Source organism: Barnesiella sp. ET7 (assembly GCF_024733785.1).
Taxonomy (GTDB): Bacteria; Bacteroidota; Bacteroidia; order Bacteroidales; family Barnesiellaceae; genus Barnesiella; species Barnesiella merdigallinarum.
This window is the reverse complement of the sequence record NZ_JANRHM010000085.1, coordinates 1-374: the sequence shown is the minus strand read 5'-3', so window position 1 is coordinate 374 and position 374 is coordinate 1. Positions and strand designations below refer to the sequence as shown.

The following is a 374-nucleotide window of genomic DNA, read 5'->3' as shown; positions in this document are numbered from 1 at the left end:
CAAGAAAGGTACAGAGATGATTACACTTCCTGATCCCAATCCGAATGACTCTCCGGAAAGTGTGATGAGCTTCTACTCGAACATCTATCCGGAACTGACCACGGCAACCGTACACGGCCCGACCATCAAGGATGACAAGGCTGTATATGAGTTCAAGACAACCATCGGAACAAAAGGATGAAAACTATGAGTAAGGATACTAAAAAGAAGAAGTCATGCAGACCATTGGACGAACATCAATCGGAACAGATCGCAAGGATGATAATCGCATCGACCAAGCGGGAGGTACGATACGGTGTGACAAGAGTAGAGAGAGTTACGGCGCCAACGGGTGCCGTAATTCTTTTCTAAAGACACCAATTCTTCCCATAGCG

At 46.5% G+C, this 374-nt stretch carries 1 protein-coding gene; it reads left to right on the top strand.

The window, feature by feature from the left end:
* The coding region (locus NW211_RS14030) for a PRTRC system protein C (RefSeq protein WP_258328294.1) at positions 1-181 on the top strand (181 nt) is incomplete at its 5' end.
* Positions 182-374 lie beyond the last annotated feature (193 nt).